The organism is Gemmobacter lanyuensis (genome assembly GCF_014652355.1).
In the GTDB taxonomy this organism is placed as follows: domain Bacteria; phylum Pseudomonadota; class Alphaproteobacteria; order Rhodobacterales; family Rhodobacteraceae; genus Gemmobacter; species Gemmobacter lanyuensis.
The window spans coordinates 1-18,284 of record NZ_BMYQ01000021.1; the positions used below are offsets into that span (position 1 = coordinate 1).

Consider the following 18,284-nt stretch of genomic DNA (forward strand, 5'->3'; position numbering starts at 1 on the left):
GAGCTTGAATCACGCAGGAAGGGCAGCCTCAAGCCGTTTAATGGGTCCTGACCCTACATAACGGACCATAACATCGGCACGGTTCACGGATGGTCGAGTGACGGGTAACTTGGCCTTGCGTCGCCCACTGTGGACGCCTGCGCTGTGCGCTTGCTGCAAGAGGGCTGGGGGCGTGTTGCGCGTTCGATGGGGGGACACGTCGCGTTTCGGGAGCGTCGTGCGCTGTGACGCGGATTTGCGCGCGTGTTGAGGGGCGTCGCGTGTCGCGTGTCGTCTGCGCGTCAGCCCCCATGTTATCCGGGTTTCAGCCCGCCCCGTCTGATTCCTTGGTTCATTGTGTTTGATCGTGTGTTTGCTCGGGGGCGTCCTCGGGCATGCAGCATGATACTTGACTAGATGACTATGTGACTGGGTGCGGGGTCCATGGGAAGATGCCCCCCCTATGTAGGTCGGGGGTGGGGGCCTAGGCAGGGGGGGGCTAATCGACCCACACTTGCGCCAGATTTTCGGTCGGGATTTCCCTCGGTGCAGGATTGTGCAGTGAGATCAGTTGTTTGCGAGCCTGACGCGCGCCTCATGCGATGCTGCGCGCCCACCACTGTGGAAGCTGCACAATGTTTGCCATATGTTTGCGAGTGTCTGAAATGCTACGGGGAAGCGTTGCCGCTTCCCCTGTAACTCATTGAAATCTTTGAGGATTTCTGGCTCCGGCGGTAGGGATCGAACCTACGACCAATTGATTAACAGTCAACTGCTCTACCGCTGAGCTACGCCGGAACATGTGGGGTGTATAGCGGTGGGTTTCGGGGGGGGCAAGAGGGGGGAGGCAGAAAAAATCACCCTTTTGCAAAGTTTTTTCGAGGACCCTTCAAATTCGATGGAAACGGGTGATCTGCCAGTCCTCGGTGTCGGGGACGATCTTCTTTCTGTGAGCCAGATCAACTAGATGCGCGAGGAGGTTGCGGCGGGCAGCGGGTTGCAGTGCCGGGGCGAGTTCGGCGTAGACGCGGTGCTGAAGCGTGGTCAGATCGGGGGAATCTGTCAGCGCCGCAAGGATGGCGGCTTCCCGGCTGCGCCGGTGGGCGGTGATCTCGGCGATGCGGGCCGGAAGATCGGGCAGGGGCGCGCCATGGGCGGCATAGCCGCGCCTCCATCCGCCTTGGGCGATGCGGTCCAGCGATGCCATATAGTCCGTCATATCCCCGTCAGGCGGCGACACAAGGGATGGAGCCCACCCCATCACGTGATCGCCGCAGAACAGCGTTTCGCCCCAAACAAAGCACAGATGCCCACCGAGATGCCCGGGCGTATGCAGGGTGGTCAGCGCCCAGTCTGCGCCGAGGATCTGGTCTCCGTCCCGGAGAAGGCGGTCTGGCTGAAAGGCATGGTCGAGCCCTTCCCCCCCGCCAAGCCCTGCAAGGGCCGCCATGCGGGGCGAGCGGCCCGAGGTGGCCCCGCCAAAGGCGAGGATCTCGGCCCCGGTCGCCCTGGCCAGCGGGCGGGCCAGGGGCGAATGGTCCAGATGGGCATGGGTCACAAGGATTTGCGTGATCCGTTCCCCCGGCTCTAGCGCCGCCAGAAGGGCGGCAAGATGGCGGTCGTCCGCGGGCCCGGGGTCGATGACCGTGACCTCGCCCGCGCCAAGCAGATAGGTATTGGTGCCCCAATGCGTCATGGGCGAGGGGTTGGGCGCAAGCACCATGCGCAGCCCCGGTTCAAGATGCTGCACCACGCCCGGGGGGCTGGGATGATCCATGATCTGCGCTCCTGTTCTTGTGGGCCTTCCGCGCCACGCCCCGAGCCGTTAGGATTGCGGAATGGCACCTCGCATGAAATCCATCCTGCCGCGCGGGTTATATGGCCGGGCCCTGCTTATTTTGGTCGTGCCCATCGTCACGATCCAGCTGGTCGTGTCCATAGCCTTCATCCAGCGGCATTTCGAACGCGTCACGCAGCAGATGACCGGCGGCGTGGTGGCCGAGCTGCGGTTGGTGCTGGATCTGCGGGCCGCCGGGCGGCTGGACGATGCGGCTGAACTGGCCGCGGGCCTTGGCTTTGCGGTGAACCCGATCACTGCGCCCATGTCCGGGGTGCGGCGCGATGCGCTCGATCTGTCGGGCAGTGTCTTAGCGACGACGCTGCAGGCGGATTTGCCGGGGTTTCTGGGCGCCGATTTGACGCATGAGGACAACTACGTCCGCGCGGATGTGGCACTTGGGGATGAAACACTGCGCCTGACACTGGATCGACGCCGTATGTCTGCCACCAATCCGCATCAGCTCTTGGTGCTGATGATCGTGACTTCGGTGCTGATGACGGGGATCGCCTATCTGTTTCTACGCAACCAGATGGCGCCGATCCTGCGGCTGGCCCGCGCGGCCGAGGCCTTTGGCAAGGGTGAACATGTCACCTATCGTCCGCGGGGGGCAACCGAGGTGCGGGCGGCGGGTGCAGCCTTTCTGGACATGCGCGCCAAGATCGAACGCGCGATTGAAAGCCGCACGCGGATGCTTTCGGGGGTTAGCCATGATTTGCGGACGCCGCTGACACGGCTGAAACTGGGCTTGTCGATGCTGCCCGAGGATGAGGAAACCGCGGCCCTTTTGGCCGATGTCGCGGATATGGAGCGGTTGGTGAACGAATTCCTCGCCTTCGCGCGGGGCGATGCGACGGAAGAGACCGAGGAGGTCAACCTGGTCGATCTTGTGCGGCGGGTGATCGAGAATGCCGAACGGGCGGGCCAGAAGGTCGAGCTTGCGGGCGATCCGGTGCTGATCCTGCGACTGCGGCCCGCGGCGGTGACGCGGGCGCTGGAAAACCTGCTGGGCAATGCACGCCGCTTTGGCAGTCGGGCGCGTGTGACCGTGATCGGGGGCGAACGCAGCGCGCGGATCATTGTTGAGGATGACGGCCCCGGCATACCGATGGAGCGTCGCGATGAGGCGGTGCAGCCCTTTGCCCGGCTGGATGGCGCGCGCGATCCGAACCGGGGTGGCGGCGTCGGGCTGGGGCTGTCGATTGCGGCCGACGTGGCGCGCAGCCACGGCGGTGCGTTGCGGCTTGGAGAAAGCGAGACATTGGGCGGGCTTCGGGCGGAGCTGGCGCTGGCGCGCTGATCAGCGCGGGCGCCCCAGATCCAGCACCCATGCGGGTTCTCCGCCATGATCGGCAAGGCCGAGGCCGGCTTCGGTCACCCTCGGGTTCAGCATGTTCCGCAGATGGCCGGGCGAGGCTTTCCATAGCCCCACCATCCCCTTCGCATCTCCATAGGGGCCAAGCCCCACATTTTCCGCCACCGCCAACCAGCGATAGCCCCCTGCCGTCGCCCGGCCTGTCAGGCCGCGCCCGTCGCTGCCGGTGTGGCTCACGATCTGGCGGGTGGCATTGTCGCAGGCCTGATTCTGCGCGATGGCGGCCAGCCGGTCCGAGGCCCGGAGCGCCCCAAGCCCCCGACTTGCACGCAGCGCATTGACCTCGGCGATCACTGCCTGTTGCAGCGCCGCAGTGCGGGCCGGGCGCGGGCAGGTGGCGGCGGGAAGTGGGGTGGCCTTCGCCGTCGCAGCCGTGCCGCCCGCAGGCAGGGTCACAGCGAAGGGCACGTCCTTGGCCACCTCGGCCGGAATCGGAATCGGCACGATGATGCAGGCCCCCAGCAGCGCGCAAAGGGCCGTAGCACTTGCAAGGCGGATCGACATCATGTGAACAGTCCTTTCTGACCGGGATCACGCGCAGAAACCGCGAACGCCGGGTGAATGCAACTGCGAACTGGCGACAAAGGGGGCGTGATGCTGGATGGCTGGATGCGGCGGCGGATCGACGCGCCCCTGAACCGTGCCGGTCGGCGGCTGGCCGCGCAAGGCGTGTCCGCGAATGCCGTGACGCTGATCGGCCTCGGCCTTGGCCTTGCCGGGGCAGGGGTGCTGGCGGCGGGGGGCCCGACGGCTTGGGCGCTGGTCCTGATCCTGCTGTCGCGTCTGGCCGACGGGCTGGACGGGGCGATTGCCCGCGCCGGGCGGAAAAGCGATTTCGGCGGCTATCTCGACATTTGCTGCGATTTTCTGTTCTACGGCGCGGTGCCGGTGGCCTTTGCCCTGCGCGACCCTGCCAACGGCCCTGCCGCGGCCTTTCTTCTGTGCAGCTTCTATGTGAATGGCGCCACCTTTCTGGGCTATGCCATCCTGGCGGAAAAGCGCGGGCTGGAAACGAATGCGCGCGGGGAAAAATCGCTCTACTTCACCGCAGGTTTGCTGGAAGGCACGGAAACAATTGCATTTTTCGTGGCACTCTGCCTCTTCCCCCCGGCCTTTGCATCCCTGGCCTGGATCTTCGGCACCTTGTGCTTCGCCACTGCGTTCGCGCGGGTTGCGCTGGCCCACCGTGTCTTTGGCCGCTGATCGCGCGCCCGCCCGCGCGGGGTTTCTTGCCCCGTCTGCCCTTGCAGCCCCCGTAACGCGGCACTAAGACTCGGGTAACAACTGGTCGATAATGCTCAAGCGATGGTAACAGGCAGGCGAATATGAGAGACCCGGTCGAATTCTACATGAACACCCTCGTCCCGATGGTCGTCGAACAGACGAGCCGCGGCGAGCGCGCCTACGACATCTATTCGCGCATGTTGAAGGAGCGGATCATTTTCCTGTCCGGTCCGGTCCATGACGGCATGTCGAGCCTGATCTGCGCCCAGCTCCTGTTCCTTGAGGCGGAGAATCCGAACAAGGAAATCTCGATGTATATCAACAGCCCCGGCGGTGTCGTGACCTCGGGCCTGTCGATCTACGACACCATGCAATACATCCGCCCGAAAGTTTCGACCCTTGTGATCGGACAGGCGGCCTCGATGGGGTCGCTGCTGCTGACCGCGGGCGAAAAGGGCATGCGCTTCTCGCTGCCCAACAGCCGCGTCATGGTGCACCAGCCCTCGGGCGGGTATCAGGGGCAGGCGACGGACATCATGATCCACGCGCGCGAGACCGAAAAGCTGAAGCGCCGTCTGAATGAAATCTACGTGAAGCACACCGGTAACGACTATGACACGGTTGAAGCCGCGCTGGAGCGTGACAATTTCATGTCTGCCGAACAGGCCAAGGACTGGGGCCTGATCGACGAGATCCTCGAAAGCCGCGGCAAGGCCGAAGGCGAGGCGAAGTGACCTTTCTGCCCCCGGCGGCCCGTCCGGCCGGGGGCGATTTGACATTGTGATGGCACGGGGCTTGCCCTAAGCTTTCGATAAGGCGCCCCGGGGCGCGCACGGCAGAGGATGACAATGGCGAACAATTCCGGCAGCGACAGCAAGAACACCCTCTATTGCTCGTTCTGCGGCAAGAGCCAGCATGAGGTTCGCAAGCTGATCGCAGGGCCGACCGTGTTCATCTGCGACGAATGCGTCGAGCTGTGCATGGACATCATCCGCGAGGAAACCAAGTCCAGCGGGCTGAAAAGCACCGATGGCGTTCCGACCCCGCGCGAGATCTGCAAGGTTCTGGATGACTATGTGATCGGCCAGGAACATGCCAAGCGCGTGCTCTCGGTCGCGGTGCACAACCATTACAAGCGCCTGAACCACAGCTCGAAGAACGACATCGAACTGTCGAAGTCGAACATTCTGCTGATCGGGCCGACCGGCTGCGGCAAGACGCTGCTGGCGCAGACCCTGGCACGCATTCTTGACGTGCCCTTCACCATGGCCGATGCCACCACGCTGACCGAAGCGGGCTACGTGGGCGAGGATGTGGAAAACATCATCCTCAAGCTGCTGCAGGCCAGCGAATACAATGTCGAACGCGCGCAGCGCGGCATCGTCTATATCGACGAGGTCGACAAGATCACGCGCAAGTCCGACAACCCCTCGATCACCCGCGACGTGAGCGGCGAGGGCGTGCAGCAGGCCCTGCTGAAGATCATGGAAGGCACCATCGCCTCGGTTCCGCCGCAGGGCGGGCGCAAGCATCCGCAGCAGGAATTCCTGCAGGTCGATACCACGAACATCCTGTTTATTTGTGGTGGTGCCTTCGCAGGGCTGGAGCGGATCATCGCACAGCGCAACAAAGGCACGGCGATCGGCTTTGGTGCCAGCGTCAAGGGTCCGGAAGACCGCAGCGTGGGCGAGCTGTTCAAGGAGCTGGAGCCGGAAGATCTGCTGAAATTCGGCCTGATCCCGGAATTCGTGGGCCGTCTGCCTGTGATTGCGACCCTGACCGATCTGGATGAGGACGCGCTTGTCACCATCCTGACCGAGCCGAAGAACGCGCTGGTCAAGCAATACCAGCGCCTGTTCGAGATCGAGACCGTGAAGCTCACCTTCACGCCTGAGGCGCTCTCGGCCATCGCCAAGCGGGCGATCAAGCGCAAGACCGGCGCACGCGGCCTGCGCTCGATCATGGAAGATATCCTGCTGGATACCATGTTCGAACTGCCGGGCCTCACGGACGTGGCCGAGGTGGTGGTGAACGAAGAGGCTGTGAATGCCGGGGCCAAGCCGCTGCTGGTGCATGCCGAAACCAAGAAGAAAGAGCCTGCCGCCGCCAGCTGATGGTCAGTGGCAGTGTTTTCTCCGATGTGTTTTGGAAGGCGGCCTCCGGGCCGCCTTTTTCCTTGGGGGCCTCACAGAAATTCAGCAGCTTGTGGCCTGCCAACGCGATCGTCTGCCACTTGCCCCTAGACCTTGCGCGCGCTTTCCGCCATAGGAAGGCAAACACCTTCGGAGGTTTGCCATGTATTTCCTCAAGCGTCTCGTCACCTGGTGGAACAGCCAGACGCTCGGCACCCAGATCTTTACGGCCCGTAAGGGGGTGAAGGTCGGTGAGGACGATCAGGGCAATATCTATTACCAGACCCGCGATGGCAAACGCCGCTGGGTGATCTTCAATGGCGAATGCGAAGCAAGCCGCGTCTCGCCCGATTGGCATGGCTGGCTGCACTTCACCTGGGATCAGCCGCCGACCGAGGCCCCGCTCAAGCACAAGGCCTGGGAACAGCCGCATCAGGAAAACCTGACCGGCACGCTCGCAGCCTTCGCCCCTGCCGGGTCCATCCGCAAAGGCGCGCCGGTGGAGCGCCGCGATTATGAGGCCTGGCAGCCAGAATAAGGCGCCAGACGGGGCACATCCATGTCAGAGAATACCAGCGAAATTCTGGCCGGCGGGGCTGTTCTTGCCGTTGCCGCGGGGTTCCTCTTCTATGCCGCACAGGGCACCGGGCTCTTTGCCGGGGCCACCGACAACTATGACCTGCGCGCCTCGTTCCAATCGGCCGAAGGGATCACCGTGGGCACCGATGTGCGCCTTGCGGGCGTCAAGGTGGGCACGGTGTCGAAGATCGACCTGAACCCCCAAACCTTCTATGCCGATGCCACACTGACCTTGCGTGAACAGGTTCAGATCCCGGATGATTCGGCGGCGCTCGTCTCATCCGAGGGGCTCTTGGGGGGAAATTACATCGAACTTCGCCCCGGCGGCTCGCCTGACAACCTCCCCGCAGGCGCAGAGATCGAAGACACCCAGGGTTCGGTCAGCCTGATCGGTCTGCTCATGAAATTCGTGGGCAAAAGCGCCGAAGACGCGATGGCACAATGAAGCGGGTCGCGCTGGCCTTTGTGCTTGCCGCGACCCCGGCCCTCGGGCAAGATCAGGTGACAACCGCGCCCGGTGGCATCCTGCGCTGGCTCGACAAGATGACCGGCGAAACAGCGGATATCGAACTGTCCAGCGGCCAGTCTGCCGTTTCGGGGCGCCTCACGATCCAGTTGGATGAATGCCGCTACCCGACCGCGAACCCCGCCTCGGATGCTTTCGGTCATCTCACCATCCGCGAAGAGGGGGCCAAGACCCCGGTCTTCTCCGGCTGGATGGTCGCCTCCTCGCCCGCGCTTTCGGCGCTGGAACACCCGCGTTATGACGTCTGGGTTTTGCGTTGCGTGACGCCGGATCAACCTGAACTGGATCTTGAGCCTCAGGCCCCCGAGGAAGACGAAACCACCGCCCCGCAGGAAGGCTGATACCCTTCCGGCTCAAAACAGGCCGCGCGCCCGAGCGCGGCCGCCAGCCGCGCGTGATAATCGGCCCGGCTGATCTCGATCCCCCCCAGCGTGGCCAGATGCGGCGTCAGGAACTGCGTATCGCAGAGCGTAAATCCCCCCGCCCGCAGCCGATGCATCAACCAGGCCAGCACGATCTTCGAGGCCGACCGTCGCCGTGAAAACATGCTTTCGGCAAAAAATGCCGCCCCCAGCGCCACTCCATAGGTGCCGCCCATCAGCCGCCCCTCCTCCCAAAGCTCAAGCGAATGCGCCCGCCCCTGACGGTGCAGCTCCAGATAAAGCGCAAAAATCTCGGCATTGATCCAGGTGCTCTCACGGTCGGCGCATCCCGCCACCACCCCGGCAAAATCGCTGTTGGCCCGGATCTCATAGCCCCCGCGCAGAATCTCCTTCCGCAAGGTCCGAGAAATATGGAACCCCTCCAGCGGCAGAATACCCCGCCGTCGCGGATCGACCCAATGCAACTCCGGATCATCCGCCGCAGCCGCCATCGGAAATACGCCCGCCGCATAGGCGCTCAGCAAAAGCTCGGGGCTTATGGCCTCTGCCATCGCGCCGCCCCCTCATTTTCTGTCTGAAAATATCCCACGGGGGTCCGGGGGTGTGAAACCCCCGGCAGCCTGCACGGACGCGGGCCGCCGGGGGAAGGCATCACTTGCCGAACTGGGCCTCAAGCCATTTTTCCAGCCAGTGGATGTTGTACTCCCCGGTCTGTACGTCCGGCTCGGCCAACAGCGCATGGAACAGCGGCACGGTGGTCTCGACCCCGTCCACGATCAGCTCTCCCAGTGCCCGCTTCAGACGCGCCAGCGCCTCGGGCCGGTCGCGACCATGCACGATCAGCTTGCCGATCAGGCTGTCGTAATAGGGCGGGATCGAATAGCCGCCATAAAGCGCCGAATCCATCCGCACGCCCAGACCGCCGGGCGCATGGAAGACCTTCACCTTGCCGGGGCAGGGGGCGAAGTTCGGCAGACGCTCGGCATTGATCCGCACCTCGATGGCGTGGCCGTTGATCTCCAGATCATCCTGCCCGAAGGACATGGGCAGACCGGCCGCCACGCGGATCTGTTCGCGCACCAGATCGACGCCGAAGATGCCTTCGGTGACCGGATGCTCCACCTGCAGACGGGTGTTCATCTCGATGAAATAGAACTTCCCGTCCTCATAAAGGAACTCGATCGTGCCGGCGCCGATATAGTTGATCTTCGCCACGGCATCGGCGCAGATCTTGCCGATCTCGGCGCGCATGGCGGGGGTGATGCAGGGGCCGGGGGCCTCTTCAAAGACCTTTTGGTGACGGCGCTGCAGGCTGCAGTCGCGCTCGCCCAGATGGACGGCTTTGCCCTTGCCATCGCCAAAGACCTGGATCTCGATATGGCGGGGCTTCTGCAGGTATTTCTCGATATAGACCTCGTCATTGCCGAAGGCGGCCTTGGCCTCGCTGCGGGCCGTGCGGAAGGCCACTTCAAGCTCTTCGGGGCTGCGGGCCACCTTCATGCCACGGCCACCGCCCCCGGCGGTCGCCTTGATGATGACGGGGTATTCGATCTCGGCGGCCACTTTCAGAGCGGTCTCGAAATCGGGCACGCCGCCTTCCGACCCCGGCACCACCGGGATCCCCAGCGCCTTGGCCGTATCCTTGGCGGTGATCTTGTCGCCCATGACGCGGATATGTTCGGCCGAGGGGCCGATGAAGGTCAGGCCATGGTCTTCCAGCGCCTGCGCGAAAGAGGCGTTTTCCGACAGAAAGCCATAGCCCGGATGCACCGCCTGCGCGCCGGTGATCTCGCAGGCCGAGATGATGGCCGCCTTGTTGAGGTAGCTCTGCCCCGAAGGGGCGGGGCCGATGCAGACCGATTCATCCGCCATCCGCACATGCATCGCATCCGCATCAGCGGTGGAATGCACGGCGACGGATTTGATCCCCATCTCGCGGCAGGCACGGATCACGCGCAGCGCGATCTCGCCTCGGTTCGCGATCAGGATCTTTTCGAACATCTGGGTCAAGGCGCTGCCCCTCACTCGATGATCAGAAGCGGCGCGCCGTATTCGACCGGGGTGCCATCGGACACAAGAATGCGCTTCACGGTGCCGGCCTTGGGGGCGGGGATGTGGTTCATCGTCTTCATGGCTTCGATGATCAGCACGGTCTGGCCTTCGGTGACAGTGGCGCCCACGGTCACGAAAGGCGTGGCGCCCGGCTCTGCGGCCAGATAGGCGGTCCCCACCATGGGCGAGGTCACGGCACCCGGATGCTGGGCCGGATCTTCCGCGGCGACGGGGGCAGCGGCGGCAGCGGCAGCCGGGGCCGCCATCATCGGCGCGGCCATCGCAGCGGGGGCCGCGACCGTCGTGGTCACGATGTTCGATTGTTTCACGACGCGCACTTCGAGGCTGTCATCCTCGCCATATTCGCGCTTCACGGAAAGCTCGGTCAGGTCGTTCTTGTTCAGAAGTTCCGCCAGAGCCTGAATGAAGGCAACGTCGGCGTCGGTGGAGTGTTTGCTCATGCCATCCTCTACATTTTTGTGTGGCGGATATGGTCGGCCTGATCTGATAGCGCAAGCAGGCCCCGCCGTGGCTGGCCTGCCTTATACGCGAGCATGGCTTGGGTGAAAAGCCTTTGCGTGTTGCGCCCCCCGGTCCCCGCCCTGGGGCGAAACGGCCGCCATTGGGCGCCCGGATTTGTGCAAGCGGCGGGCATCCCGCCCCCGATCTGCCCGTTCCGACGGCAGCGGCCAAAATTTGCGACTGGCCGTAATTTTACCGATTGATAAAAAATCAGGACGTGGCACAGTGAAGGCATCAAAACCAAAAAAAGAAGACCAAACCAGCCAACGGGAGGCTCGACCTTGTCCAACAGCCAGCTTACGCCCGGCATCGTGCCCGGCCGTCTGCCCGCCGCCGCCTATGCCGAAAACTTTGCCGATCACGAACCGCCGCTTGACCGGCATGAGGCCCGGGTCGCCGCGGATCGTTGTTATTTCTGCCATGATGCGCCCTGCATGACGGCATGCCCGACCTCGATCGACATTCCGCTCTTCATCCGCCAGATCGCCACCGGCACGCCCGAGGCTGCGGCACGCACCATCCTTGGCCAGAACATCCTGGGCGGCATGTGCGCCCGCGTTTGCCCGACCGAACAGCTCTGCGAAGAGGTCTGCGTGCGTGAGGTGGCGGAAGGCAAACCGGTCGAGATTGGCCGCCTGCAGCGCTATGCCACCGACACGCTGATGGCGACGGGGGTGCATCCCTTCACCCGCGCGGCATCCACCGGCAAGCGCGTCGCGGTGGTGGGGGCGGGGCCGGCCGGTCTGGCCTGCGCGCATCGTCTGGCCATGAAGGGCCATGATGTCGTCATTCTGGAGCGCAAGCCCAAGTCGGGCGGCCTGAACGAATATGGCATCGCCACCTACAAGACCACCAACAACTTCGCCCAGGCCGAGGTGTCGTGGCTGCTGAAGATCGGCGGGATCGAGGTGCGCCATGGCGTGACCCTGGGCAAGGACGTGGCGCTGGCCGATCTGCTGGCCGAATATGACGCGGTCTTCCTGGGCATCGGGCTTGCGGGCGTCAATGCCCTGCGCGCGGCGGGCGAGGATCTGGAGGGCGTGCGCCCGGCGGTCGAATTCATCGCCGACCTGCGCCAGACCGAAAACCGCGCCACGCTGCCGGTGGGCCGCGATGTGGTGGTGATCGGCGGCGGCATGACCGCGGTCGATGCGGCGGTGCAGTCCAAGCTTCTGGGCGCCGAGAATGTGACCATCGTCTATCGCCGCGGCAAAGAGAAGATGAGCGCCTCGTCCTATGAACAGGAACATGCGACCCAGACGGGCGTGCGCATCATCTATGGCGCCGCGCCGCTGCGCGTGGTGGGGGGCGACAAGGCCGAAGCGGTCGAATTCGTCTATACCGAGGATGGTCCCGAGGGGCTGAAGCTGTCGTCCGAGGGCTTTACCCTGAAGGCCGATCAGGTCTTCAAGGCCATCGGTCAGACACTGGTCGGCGCGCCCGAGGGCATCGCCCTTGCGGGGGGCAAGCTGCCGCGCCACCCGGCCGAAAAGCTCTGGTGCGGGGGCGATTGCGCCGAAGGGGGCGAGGACCTGACCGTCACCGCCGTGGCCGAGGGCCGCGACGCCGCCGAAGACATCCATGCCGCCCTGATGGGGCAGGCGGGCTGAGGCCCGCGGAACGGAGACACGCAAAATGGCCAATCTCGCATCCAATTTCATCGGCATCAAATCCCCCAACCCCTTTTGGCTGGCCTCGGCCCCGCCGACCGACAAGAAGGTCAATGTCGAGCGCGCCTTCGAGGCGGGCTGGGGGGGCGTGGTCTGGAAGACCCTCGGGTCGGAAGGACCGCCGGTCGTCAACGTCTCGGGGCCGCGCTATGGCGCGATCTGGGGCGCGGACCGCCGCCTTCTGGGGCTGAACAACATCGAGTTGATCACCGACCGCCCGCTGGAGGTGAACCTGCAGGAGATCAAGGAGGTCAAGCGCAAGTGGCGGGACCGCGCGCTGATCATCAGCCTGATGGTCCCCTGCGATGAGGAAAGCTGGAAGGACATCCTCAAGCGCATCGAAGACACCGAGGCCGATGGGGTCGAGCTGAACTTCGGTTGCCCGCATGGCATGGCCGAACGCGGCATGGGCAGCGCCGTGGGGCAGGTGCCGGAATATATCGAGATGGTGACGCGCTGGGTGAAACAGTATTCGCGCATGCCCTGCATCGTGAAGCTGACGCCCAATATCACCGATATCCGCAAACCGGCCGAGGCCGCCAAGCGCGGCGGGGCCGACGCGGTGAGCCTGATCAATACGATCAACTCCATCACCTCGGTCGATCTGGATGATTTCGCACCGGAGCCGACGATTGACGGCAAAGGCACCCATGGCGGCTATTGCGGCCCGGCGGTGAAGCCCATCGCGCTGAACATGGTGGCCGAGATTGCGCGATCGCCCGCGACGGCGGGCCTGCCCATCAGCGGCATCGGCGGGGTGACCACCTGGCGCGACGCGGCCGAATTCATGGCGCTGGGGGCGGGCAATGTGCAGGTCTGCACCGCGGCCATGACCTATGGCTTCAAGGTGGTGCAGGAAATGATCTCGGGCCTGTCGGACTATATGGATCGCAAGGGCTTTGCCGATACGTCGGAACTGGTGGGCCGTGCGGTGCCCAATGTCACCGACTGGCAGTATCTGAACCTGAACTATGTCACCAAGGCGCATATCAGCCAAGATGACTGCATCAAATGCGGGCGCTGCTATATCGCCTGCGAGGATACGAGCCACCAAGCCATCGAGATGACCGCAGACCGCACCTTCAAGGTAAAGGACGAGGAATGCGTGGCCTGCAACCTTTGCGTCAATGTCTGCCCGGTGGAGAACTGCATCACCATGGTCGAGATGCCGAAGGGCGAGGTTGACCCACGCACCGGCCGCGCGGTGAGCGATTATGCCAACTGGACCCAGCATCCGAACAACCCGTCAGTGCGGGCGGCGGAGTGAGGGAGGGGGCGCTCGCGCCCCCTCTGGCCTGCCGGCCATTCACCCCCTGAGGATATTTGAGGACAGAAAATGAAGAAGGAGCGGGGGGCTTTGGCCCCCCGTTTCTGTTCTGGGTCAGATGGTCAACTGCTGGCCGAGTTCCAGCACGCGGTTGGTAGGCAGGCGGTAGAATTCGGTCGCATTGGTGGCGCCGCGGGCCATGGAGATGAAGAGTTTTTCCTGCCAGCGGGGCAGGCCTTCGTTCGGAGCCGAGCGGAAGCTGCGATGGTTGAGGAAGAAGGAGGTGGTCATGATGTCGAACTTCTCGCCCTGCTTGCGGGCGAGGGCCAGCGCCTTGGGCACGTTCTGATCATCCATGTAGCCGAAGGTGAGGTTCATCTTCACGAAGCGGTCATTGAGGCGCTCGATCTGCAGTCGGTCGCTTTCGGGCACTTCGGGGACCGGTTCGACGGTGACCGTGACGATGAAGTTCTGTTTGTGCAGCACGCGGTTGTGTTTGAGGTTGTGCAGCAGCGCGGGCGGGGTGATTTCGGGGTCCGCCGTGAGGAAGACGGCGGTGCCAGCGACTTCGACCGGGGTGGATTTTTCCAGCATCCGCATCAGGCTGTCGAGTGTGATCGAGCTGTCGCGCGATTTGCGCTTCACATGGGCCGAGCCTTTGACCCAGGTCCACATCACCACGCAGAGGAAGGCTGCGAAGATGATCGGGATATAGCCGCCGTCGATTACCTTGGTGAGGTTCGCGGCGAGGAAGAGGCTTTCCAGCACGATCAGCGGCACCATCACGGCAAGCGTCAGGATGAGCGGCCACTTCCAGGCCTGGTTGAGCAGGAAGACCGCGAGGATCGAGGTGATGACCATGTCGCCCGTTACCGCGATGCCATAGGCGCTGGCGAGGTTCGAGGATGACCCGAAGGCCAGCACCAGCGTGACCACGCCGACAGCCAGGATGGAGTTGATGCGCGGCATGTAGATCTGGCCGTATTGCGTTTCCGAGGTGTGGCGGATTTCCATCCGGGGGAGGAGGCCCATCTGCACCGCCTGTTTCGCGACAGAGAACGCGCCCGAGATCACCGCCTGGCTTGCGATGACGGTGGCGGCGGTGGCCAGCAGCACAAGCGGCAGCAGCGCCCAGTCGGGGGCGAGGAAGAAGAAGGGGTTTGACGCCTTTTCCGGATTGGCCAGAACCATGGCACCCTGGCCCAGATAGCTGAGTGTCAGTGCGGGGAAGACCAGTGCCGTCCAGGCGATGCGGATCGGGCGGCGGCCGAAATGGCCCATGTCGGTGTAAAGGGCTTCGCCGCCGGTGACCGCCAGAAAGACCGAACCCAGCACGATGAACGAGGCAAAGCCGTTGTTCAGCAGAAATCCGAGCGCATGGATCGGGTTCAGCGCGGCGAAGATCGTCGGGTCATCGCTGATATGGATGAGGCCCAGCACCGCCATGACAAGGAACCAGACCACCATGATCGGGCCGAAAAGGACCGATACCGCCTCGGTCCCGCGCGATTGCATGGCGAAAAGCGCGATGATGATCACGAGGGTGATCGGCTCGACGAAGCCATGCAGACCGGGGGCGAGAAGCACACTGCCTTCGACGGCGGAGAGGACCGACATCGCCGGGGTGATGATCGAATCGCCGAAGAAGAGCGAGATGCCCACGGCGCCGATCCCGATCAGCCAGGCCGGGCGCCGCGTCAGCGCGCGCTGCACCAGCGCGATGAGCGAAAGCGTCCCGCCTTCGCCATTGTTGTCGGCCCGCATGATGAGCAGCACATATTTCAGGCTGACGATGAGGGTGAGCGTCCAGACGAGCAGGGAAATCACCCCCAGCACATCATCGCGCGTCAGCCCGTCATGCGCGGCCGCGTGAAGGGATTCGCGCATGGCGTAAAGGGGACTGGTCCCGATATCGCCGTAGACAACTCCGATCGCCCCGAGGGTAAGTTTCGCGAGGGAACCATGGGCGTGAGGAGGAGCTTCGCCCTGGGCAGAATGCGACACGTTGATGACCCGCTGTGGATTCGTGTTGGCCTTGGTTTATCCTTCCTTCACGGCTTTGTCAGGGGTGATCGGTCGGCCGGTCGCGTCAGGCAGACCGAGGCGGGCCAGACCGGCGGCCTCGGCGCGACACCTGCGCCCGGGGCTGCCGGTCGCGGTCGCTCATCCCGAATTTTGCTAGAATAACAATTTAAATCAATTGCTTGACCTGGGGGTCAAGCTGCTGCGGAAGAGGGTGAGCAGGTAACTTTCCGCCTCGGAAAACGGGTCATGGCCGGGGCCAAGCACGGCACGGACCTGCACGTCGAAATCGGCATAATGTTGCGTCGTTGCCCAGATCGAGAAAATCAGATGGTGCGGATCCAGCGTGGCCAGCCGTCCCTGGGCCATCCAGCCCGCAATCACGGCGGCCTTTTCGTCGACCAGTGGCTTCAGTTCATCGACCAGTGGCCCCTCGATGCGCGGGGCACCCTGAAGGATCTCGTTGGCGAAAAGGCGGCTTTCGCGCGGGAAATCACGGCTGAGTTCCAGCTTGCGCCGGACATAGGCCAGAATTTCCTCGACCGGGTCGCCCGCAGCATCCAGTTCGCGCAGCGGATCGAGCCAGACCCGCAGCAGCGCGGCAATCAGCGCCGCATGGATCGCCTCTTTCGAGGGGAAGTAATAGAGCAGGTTGGGCTTGGACAGCCCCGCCCGGTCGGCAATCTGATCAAGGGTCGCGCCACGGAAACCCGCCTGCGAAAAAACCTCGAGCGCGGCCTCGAGGATCGCCTCCGAGTTTCGTTGCTGGATTCGGGTTTTGGGCTTGGATCGGGTCATTGAGCCTCGGGTCGCGGGTTTGATCAAAATGTCGGATTCAGGCTGTCGCTTTGGCGGAACCCGATTGAGCGAAGCCGCCAAAGCCGTCAATATGCAAAGCGAACGGCGTTTCTTCTGATACCTGCGGAGCTTGGGCGCTTGACGGCATCAGAGGCGCTGTTACCGTCAAAATTTGACCTAATGGTCAATGAAACTCAAGCCGCTTCCATGCAAGAGAGGCGGCCAACCGGGAGAGTCCCATGGCGCTGGATCGCAAGCCCACCCCCAATGACCTGAACGCGTTCTGGATGCCGTTCACGGCCAATCGCCAGTTCAAGCAAAATCCGCGCATGTTCGTTGCGGCCAAGGACATGCATTATACCACCTCCGAGGGGCGTCAGGTGCTGGATGGCACCGCGGGCTTGTGGTGCTGCAACGCGGGCCATTGCCGCCCGAAGATCACCGAGGCGATCCAGAAACAGGCGGCCGAGCTGGACTATGCGCCCGCCTTCCAGATGGGCCACCCCATCGCCTTTGAGCTTGCCAACCGCATCATCGACATCGCCCCCAAGGGGATCGAGCATGTGTTCTACACGAACTCCGGCTCGGAAAGTGTTGAAACGGCTCTGAAAATGGCGATCGCCTATCACCGGGCCCGTGGTGAGGGCGCGCGCACCCGCCTGATCGGGCGCGAGCGCGGCTATCATGGGGTGAACTTCGGGGGCATCTCGGTCGGTGGGATCGTGAACAACCGCAAGATGTTCGGCACGCTGCTGGGCGGGGTTGATCATCTGCCGCATACCCACCTGCCCGCGCAGAACGCCTTTACCCGCGGCCAGCCGGAACATGGGGCGCATCTGGCCGATGATCTGGAACGGATCGTGGCGCTGCATGGTGCGGAAACCATCGCGGCGGTGATCGTGGAACCCATGGCCGGGTCCACCGGCGTTCTGATGCCGCCGAAGGGCTATCTGGAAAAGCTGCGCGCCATCACCAAGAAACACGGCATCCTGCTGATTTTCGATGAGGTGATCACCGGCTTTGGGCGTCTGGGTTCGGCCTTTGCGGCCCAGCATTTCGATGTGCTGCCCGATATGATGACCACCGCCAAGGGCCTGACCAACGGCGTGATTCCCATGGGCGCGGTCCTGACCACCGCCGAGGTGCATGACGCCTTCATGAGCGGCCCGGAACATATGATCGAGCTGTTCCACGGCTACACCTATTCCGGGAACCCCATCGCCTCGGCGGCGGGGATCGCCACGCTGGATACCTATAAGGAAGAGGGGCTCTTTGAACGTGCGGCCGAATTGGAAGGCTATTGGGCCGATGCGCTGCACAGCCTGAAAGGGCTGCCCCATGTCATCGACATCCGCAACATGGGCCTGATCGGCGCGGTCGAACTGCAACCCATCGACGGCCAGCCCACCAAGCGCGCCTTCGAGGCCTTCCTGCGTGCCTATGAAAAGGGCATCCTGATCCGCACCACCGGCGATATCATCGCCATGTCGCCGCCGCTGATCATCAGCAAAGACCAGATCGATACGCTGATCGGCACCCTGGCCGATGTGTTGAAAACGCTGCCGTAAGGCCGGGCAGGGCGGGGGACACCCCGCCCTTCTTTCAAGGCGAGAGGTCAAGATGGATGAAGAGATGCGTCTGCAGGCCACTGGAACCCTGCTGATGGAAAATGATCGCGTCCGCGTCTGGCGCTATGATTTCGCGCCGGGGGCGGAAACGGGCTGGCATGTCCACGGCCATGACTATGTCATCACCACGCTGACGGATTGCGCCCTGCGGCTCGAGCTGCCGGGGGGCGAGGTGCGCGAAAGCTTTGTCCCCGCCGGATCGGCCTATTCGCGCCCCAAGGGCACCGAACATAACGTGGTCAATGCGGGCGAGGCCAGCATGAGCTTTGTCGAGGTCGAGCTGAAGTAGC

18 protein-coding genes and 1 tRNA gene are annotated in these 18,284 nt (G+C 63.6%); 11 read left to right on the top strand and 8 right to left on the bottom strand.

What is annotated here, in order from left to right:
- Positions 1–702 precede the first annotated feature (702 nt).
- Both IE101_RS18800 and IE101_RS18805 read right to left on the bottom strand, forming a co-directional pair.
- A tRNA-Asn gene (locus tag IE101_RS18800) sits at positions 703–777 on the bottom strand.
- Between the two features lie 91 nt (positions 778–868).
- On the bottom strand, positions 869–1,756 hold the full coding sequence (locus IE101_RS18805; RefSeq protein ID WP_189635390.1) for an MBL fold metallo-hydrolase: 888 nt from the start codon (positions 1,754–1,756) through the stop codon (positions 869–871).
- A 61-nt stretch (positions 1,757–1,817) separates the two neighbouring features.
- On the opposite strand from IE101_RS18805, the gene IE101_RS18810 reads away from it, so the two are divergent.
- A complete protein-coding gene (locus IE101_RS18810; protein WP_189635391.1) occupies positions 1,818–3,116 on the top strand; it encodes an ATP-binding protein in 1,299 nt (432 codons plus the stop codon).
- Here the strand turns inward: IE101_RS18810 and IE101_RS18815 are convergent, their stop codons facing one another.
- Positions 3,117–3,698 (bottom strand): CAP domain-containing protein, encoded by a 582-nt coding sequence (locus tag IE101_RS18815; protein ID WP_189635392.1) that lies wholly within the window; start codon positions 3,696–3,698, stop codon positions 3,117–3,119.
- A gap of 87 nt (positions 3,699–3,785) precedes the next feature.
- Between IE101_RS18815 and IE101_RS18820 the strand changes: the two genes are divergently transcribed.
- The 6 genes from IE101_RS18820 (at position 3,786) to IE101_RS18845 (ending at position 7,993) form a co-directional block, all read left to right on the top strand.
- Positions 3,786–4,394, top strand: a complete 609-nt coding sequence (locus IE101_RS18820; RefSeq protein ID WP_189635415.1) for a CDP-alcohol phosphatidyltransferase family protein — start codon at positions 3,786–3,788, stop codon at positions 4,392–4,394.
- A gap of 122 nt (positions 4,395–4,516) precedes the next feature.
- Positions 4,517–5,149: an ATP-dependent Clp protease proteolytic subunit gene (locus IE101_RS18825; RefSeq protein ID WP_189635393.1), complete on the top strand. Its 633-nt coding sequence runs from the start codon at positions 4,517–4,519 to the stop codon at positions 5,147–5,149.
- 114 nt (positions 5,150–5,263) lie between these two features.
- Complete coding sequence (gene clpX / locus IE101_RS18830; RefSeq protein ID WP_189635394.1) at positions 5,264–6,529, top strand: ATP-dependent Clp protease ATP-binding subunit ClpX; 1,266 nt, start codon at positions 5,264–5,266, stop codon at positions 6,527–6,529.
- A 181-nt stretch (positions 6,530–6,710) separates the two neighbouring features.
- A complete protein-coding gene (locus IE101_RS18835) occupies positions 6,711–7,085 on the top strand; it encodes an NADH:ubiquinone oxidoreductase subunit NDUFA12 (RefSeq protein ID WP_189635395.1) in 375 nt (124 codons plus the stop codon).
- A gap of 21 nt (positions 7,086–7,106) precedes the next feature.
- On the top strand, positions 7,107–7,571 hold the full coding sequence (gene mlaD, locus IE101_RS18840) for an outer membrane lipid asymmetry maintenance protein MlaD (protein ID WP_189635396.1): 465 nt from the start codon (positions 7,107–7,109) through the stop codon (positions 7,569–7,571).
- Positions 7,568–7,993: a DUF2155 domain-containing protein gene (locus tag IE101_RS18845; protein WP_189635397.1), complete on the top strand. Its 426-nt coding sequence runs from the start codon at positions 7,568–7,570 to the stop codon at positions 7,991–7,993. Before mlaD ends, IE101_RS18845 begins: the two co-directional genes overlap by 4 nt.
- Here the strand turns inward: IE101_RS18845 and aat are convergent.
- From aat to accB, 3 genes are all read right to left on the bottom strand, one after another.
- Positions 7,948–8,586: a leucyl/phenylalanyl-tRNA--protein transferase gene (aat, locus tag IE101_RS18850; protein WP_189635398.1), complete on the bottom strand. Its 639-nt coding sequence runs from the start codon at positions 8,584–8,586 to the stop codon at positions 7,948–7,950. The two genes, IE101_RS18845 and aat, sit on opposite strands and share 46 nt — an antisense overlap.
- Before the next feature lie 100 nt (positions 8,587–8,686).
- The gene (accC, locus tag IE101_RS18855) at positions 8,687–10,036 is read right to left on the bottom strand and encodes an acetyl-CoA carboxylase biotin carboxylase subunit (protein WP_189635416.1); all 1,350 of its coding nucleotides are present in this window, start codon (positions 10,034–10,036) and stop codon (positions 8,687–8,689) included.
- A gap of 20 nt (positions 10,037–10,056) precedes the next feature.
- Positions 10,057–10,548: an acetyl-CoA carboxylase biotin carboxyl carrier protein gene (gene accB / locus IE101_RS18860; RefSeq protein WP_189635399.1), complete on the bottom strand. Its 492-nt coding sequence runs from the start codon at positions 10,546–10,548 to the stop codon at positions 10,057–10,059.
- Between the two features lie 342 nt (positions 10,549–10,890).
- Between accB and IE101_RS18865 the strand changes: the two genes are divergently transcribed.
- Positions 10,891–12,219: an NAD(P)-dependent oxidoreductase gene (locus IE101_RS18865; RefSeq protein WP_189635400.1), complete on the top strand. Its 1,329-nt coding sequence runs from the start codon at positions 10,891–10,893 to the stop codon at positions 12,217–12,219.
- Between the two features lie 25 nt (positions 12,220–12,244).
- The gene (preA, locus tag IE101_RS18870) at positions 12,245–13,546 is read left to right on the top strand and encodes an NAD-dependent dihydropyrimidine dehydrogenase subunit PreA (RefSeq protein WP_189635401.1); all 1,302 of its coding nucleotides are present in this window, start codon (positions 12,245–12,247) and stop codon (positions 13,544–13,546) included.
- A gap of 114 nt (positions 13,547–13,660) precedes the next feature.
- Here preA and IE101_RS18875 read toward each other — a convergent pair whose 3' ends face one another.
- On the bottom strand, positions 13,661–15,550 hold the full coding sequence (locus IE101_RS18875; RefSeq protein WP_189635402.1) for a potassium transporter Kup: 1,890 nt from the start codon (positions 15,548–15,550) through the stop codon (positions 13,661–13,663).
- A gap of 192 nt (positions 15,551–15,742) precedes the next feature.
- A complete protein-coding gene (locus IE101_RS18880) occupies positions 15,743–16,366 on the bottom strand; it encodes a TetR family transcriptional regulator C-terminal domain-containing protein (protein ID WP_189635403.1) in 624 nt (207 codons plus the stop codon).
- Positions 16,367–16,605: 239 nt separating this feature from the next.
- Here IE101_RS18880 and aptA point away from each other — a divergent pair, with 239 nt between their 5' ends.
- Both aptA and IE101_RS18890 read left to right on the top strand, forming a co-directional pair.
- A complete protein-coding gene (gene aptA, locus IE101_RS18885) occupies positions 16,606–17,934 on the top strand; it encodes an omega-aminotransferase AptA (protein ID WP_189635404.1) in 1,329 nt (442 codons plus the stop codon).
- 52 nt (positions 17,935–17,986) lie between these two features.
- Positions 17,987–18,283 (top strand): cupin domain-containing protein, encoded by a 297-nt coding sequence (locus tag IE101_RS18890; RefSeq protein WP_189635405.1) that lies wholly within the window; start codon positions 17,987–17,989, stop codon positions 18,281–18,283.
- Position 18,284 lies beyond the last annotated feature (1 nt).

Coding starts and splice junctions, on each gene's coding strand:
- preA (WP_189635401.1), top strand. CDS start 12,245: ATGGCCAATCTCGCATCCAATTTCATCGGCATCAAATCCCCCAACCCC.
- aat (WP_189635398.1), bottom strand. CDS start 8,586: ATGGCAGAGGCCATAAGCCCCGAGCTTTTGCTGAGCGCCTATGCGGCG.
- mlaD (WP_189635396.1), top strand. CDS start 7,107: ATGTCAGAGAATACCAGCGAAATTCTGGCCGGCGGGGCTGTTCTTGCC.
- accC (WP_189635416.1), bottom strand. CDS start 10,036: ATGTTCGAAAAGATCCTGATCGCGAACCGAGGCGAGATCGCGCTGCGC.
- IE101_RS18835 (WP_189635395.1), top strand. CDS start 6,711: ATGTATTTCCTCAAGCGTCTCGTCACCTGGTGGAACAGCCAGACGCTC.
- IE101_RS18825 (WP_189635393.1), top strand. CDS start 4,517: ATGAGAGACCCGGTCGAATTCTACATGAACACCCTCGTCCCGATGGTC.
- aptA (WP_189635404.1), top strand. CDS start 16,606: ATGGCGCTGGATCGCAAGCCCACCCCCAATGACCTGAACGCGTTCTGG.
- IE101_RS18815 (WP_189635392.1), bottom strand. CDS start 3,698: ATGATGTCGATCCGCCTTGCAAGTGCTACGGCCCTTTGCGCGCTGCTG.
- IE101_RS18880 (WP_189635403.1), bottom strand. CDS start 16,366: ATGACCCGATCCAAGCCCAAAACCCGAATCCAGCAACGAAACTCGGAG.
- IE101_RS18845 (WP_189635397.1), top strand. CDS start 7,568: ATGAAGCGGGTCGCGCTGGCCTTTGTGCTTGCCGCGACCCCGGCCCTC.
- IE101_RS18810 (WP_189635391.1), top strand. CDS start 1,818: ATGGCACCTCGCATGAAATCCATCCTGCCGCGCGGGTTATATGGCCGG.
- IE101_RS18890 (WP_189635405.1), top strand. CDS start 17,987: ATGGATGAAGAGATGCGTCTGCAGGCCACTGGAACCCTGCTGATGGAA.
- accB (WP_189635399.1), bottom strand. CDS start 10,548: ATGAGCAAACACTCCACCGACGCCGACGTTGCCTTCATTCAGGCTCTG.
- clpX (WP_189635394.1), top strand. CDS start 5,264: ATGGCGAACAATTCCGGCAGCGACAGCAAGAACACCCTCTATTGCTCG.
- IE101_RS18805 (WP_189635390.1), bottom strand. CDS start 1,756: ATGGATCATCCCAGCCCCCCGGGCGTGGTGCAGCATCTTGAACCGGGG.
- IE101_RS18820 (WP_189635415.1), top strand. CDS start 3,786: ATGCTGGATGGCTGGATGCGGCGGCGGATCGACGCGCCCCTGAACCGT.